Origin of the sequence: uncultured Nostoc sp., assembly GCF_964245445.1 — a bacterium.
In the GTDB taxonomy this organism is placed as follows: domain Bacteria; phylum Cyanobacteriota; class Cyanobacteriia; order Cyanobacteriales; family Nostocaceae; genus Nostoc.
This window is the reverse complement of the sequence record NZ_CAXTNE010000480.1, coordinates 1-2,986: the sequence shown is the minus strand read 5'-3', so window position 1 is coordinate 2,986 and position 2,986 is coordinate 1. Positions and strand designations below refer to the sequence as shown.

The 2,986-nt window shown below is 41.2% G+C and carries 2 protein-coding genes and 1 CRISPR repeat array; of the genes, one reads left to right on the top strand and one right to left on the bottom strand.

Annotated elements, in window-relative coordinates; genetic code table 11:
• The first annotated feature begins 472 nt into the window (after positions 1 to 472).
• Positions 473 to 1,414, top strand: a complete 942-nt coding sequence (locus ACFE90_RS37525; protein WP_375507297.1) for an alpha/beta hydrolase family esterase — start codon at positions 473 to 475, stop codon at positions 1,412 to 1,414.
• A 28-nt stretch (positions 1,415 to 1,442) separates the two neighbouring features.
• Here the strand turns inward: ACFE90_RS37525 and ACFE90_RS37520 are convergent, their stop codons facing one another.
• Entirely contained in the window at positions 1,443 to 2,273 is an 831-nt protein-coding gene (locus tag ACFE90_RS37520; protein WP_375507298.1) for a dienelactone hydrolase family protein, read from the bottom strand.
• A 444-nt stretch (positions 2,274 to 2,717) separates the two neighbouring features.
• Positions 2,718 to 2,968: direct repeats of the CRISPR family, unit length 37 nt; unit sequence ATTGCAATTCATCAAAATCCCTATTAGGGATTGAAAC.
• Positions 2,969 to 2,986: the final 18 nt, after the last annotated feature.

The window sequence follows — 2,986 nt, the reverse complement described above, 5'->3', positions numbered from 1 at the left end:
TTGTTAGCGATCGCTGGTTTTTGATCCTACCTCACCAAATCGCGTTGCTCCCAACCTGTTGTTGCCCGATTTCAACGAAGGTTAATTCCTGCACATTGGGAAACAGTACGACGCGGTAACAGGTTGGTTAAGGTTAGAGTTCCTGCTCGTTATGTAAATGTAAGAGTTTAATATCTAAATGGAGGCTAACAACTCAAGTAGGGTTGTTAGCCTCAATAGCAATCCTATTTGAGTTGTAAAAAATATAGATTAGGAAACGAACCGCCTTTCCTCCCTACGGGACGCTGCGCGAACGGAACGCTACGCGAACGCGCAGCGTTTCGGAAAGAAGGACGCTAAGGACGCAAAGGAAAGAAGAAAGAGAGATATAATTTTCACAAATGATTTAGAACTGCTATATTAGGTAGAAGGTTTTTGCTAAAGAAGAATTACAAAATAAATAAAGTATTTTACATAAGTCAATTTAATTAACATGACTATATATCAAAATTCTCGGATTTTAAAGAAACTTCTAATAGTTCTACTTGGAATTACTTTAGTAACAGCCTGCAATTCCATTCAAGCTGAAGAAAAAAGTATAACTAAAGCAAAAATATTGAATGGTGATAATTATGGAGAACTACATGATCAAGGAAAGTTACGTACTTACTATTTGTACACTCCAAAATCTTATAATCAAGACCGCCCAATGCCGTTAGTTTTAGTGTTTCATGGAGATGATGGTAATGGTCGGTCTATCAGTAATGTAACTCACTTCAATAAATTAGCAGATAAAAAAGGATTTATTGTTGTTTATCCAGATGGAATTGACCAAAAATGGAGCCTTAGAGGTAACGCTCAAGGAAGGGTGGATGATGTTTCGTTTGTCAATGCTTTGATTAATCATCTTCAGCAGCAAATCAATATTGATAGTCATAAAGTTTATGCCACCGGTTTTTCTAGAGGTGCCATACTTACCCAGGCACTGGCTTGTAAGTTACCTGATAAAATTTCTGGTTTTGCATCAGTAGCTGGTTCACTCCCAGTTAGACTCAAATCTAATTGCCAGCCTCGAACTTCTATATCGATGTTAACGATCAACGGTACAAACGATCGCGATGTACTTTATGAAGGTGATGATCACACTCAACGAGGAGCGCTGCTTTCTATCTCAGACATGGTAGATTTTTGGCGATCGCACGATCAATGTACTTCATCAAATGAATCTCCTAACTTTTCTAAAGATAAAGTAAAAACCGCTATCTACATAGGTTGTAGTGGCAATTCAGAAGTATGGCAGCTAGCGGTAGTAAACGGCGGACATTTCTGGCCTGGTGGTTCCTCAACTGACAAAAGTTTAAACAAATTCAATGCAAAGCTGGGGCTAAACGCCAGTGAAACAATTTGGAACTTTTTTCAACGTCACAGTTCGTAAACCGAAAACTTTTGCGAGTACTAGTTTTTTAAACACCATTTTTCTTAAACCACGCCAAGAGACGTTTCCAACCCTCCTTAGCATCTTTTTCGCGGTAGGAGGGGCGGTAATCGGCAAAAAAAGCGTGAGGTGCATCGGGGTAGACGATAATTTCAGATTTGCTGCTGCTTTCCTTTAAGCGATCGCGCATCTGCTCTACTGTATCAAGGGGAATACTTGTATCCTTCCCACCATAGAGTCCGAGAATGGGGACTGTAAGTTTTGATGCAATATCAACGGGATACTTGGGCTGAAGTTCGGTAGCATCGCCCACGAGTCGACCATACCACGCCACACCTGCCTTCACCTTGGGATTGTGTGCTGCATATAACCAGGTAATGCGGCCACCCCAACAGAAGCCTGTAATTGCTAATTTATCGGCATTACCTTTAGCTGATTTCACAGCCCAGTTTACCGTAGCATCAAGATCGGATAACACTTGGGCATCTGGCACTTTGGCAACAATTGGGCGAATTTCGTCTACGCTGCTTAACTTAGTAACATCACCTTGACGGATGAATAATTCGGGTGCGATCGCTAAATACCCCAACTTAGCAAAGCGACGGGTGATATCTTGAATATGCTCATGTACACCAAATATTTCCTGAATTACCAGGACGATAGGGAAATTATCACCAGTAGCTGGTGCTGCTCTATAGGCAGGAATTTGCCCATCTTTAACAGGAATTTTCACCGCACCAGCAACCAATCCCTTGGCATCGGTGGTGATGACTTCGGCAGAAATGGGTTGTACTGCGAGGGCAAACCCTGTCGCCACTGTGGCTGTTGCGATAAATTTGCGGCGTGTTATTTCTTTCATCATTCCTACTTTACAATTGGCGAAAACTTTATTGTTGCTTATCCGTACAGTACTACAATGTAAATACTACGGTTTAGCAATCAGTTTACCGTCATATTAGCTTCGTTTGCTGTCTAAGCGTTCTTTCTCTGTGGCTGTTGTTGGGGAAAAGTCGGACGTATGGTCAGCCCCTCCGAGGAAGTTAAAAGTCAAATGCGCGGTAGGGTAGGTGTACAAATTCCACAGCCGAAATAAAGTGCTTCTATTTCAACCCCAGCAAGCATTTCACCCCACTGATGCCCAATTTTAATTCGCGCAATCTATGAAATACTTACAGTAAGTAAGTTTTAGCCTTCAACCTTTCCCGACACTCTTCCCAAACGAATTCTCTAATGCTATCATTGCTCTTGAATCGCGCAACCGCACCTTGAAAACTAAATATAGCTTGGGTTTAAGGCTTCCGCTATTGCAATTCATCAAAATCCCTATTAGGGATTGAAACAAAAAGACAATGCAGAACAATAAATTTCTCTGGATTGCAATTCATCAAAATCCCTATTAGGGATTGAAACTGATGGTGTATTCGCTTGTATTGAAGCGTAAAACCAGATTGCAATTCATCAAAATCCCTATTAGGGATTGAAACCTCACGCAAGAAGGTTAAAGTACCATAGCGACTATTGCAATTCATCAAAATCCCTATTAGGGATTGAAACGAAAGAGGAGAGGGACGA

Excerpts from the sequence above, each read along its gene's own strand:
- ACFE90_RS37520 (WP_375507298.1), bottom strand. The coding sequence starts at position 2,273 with ATGAAAGAAATAACACGCCGCAAATTTATCGCAACAGCCACAGTGGCG.
- ACFE90_RS37525 (WP_375507297.1), top strand. The coding sequence starts at position 473 with ATGACTATATATCAAAATTCTCGGATTTTAAAGAAACTTCTAATAGTT.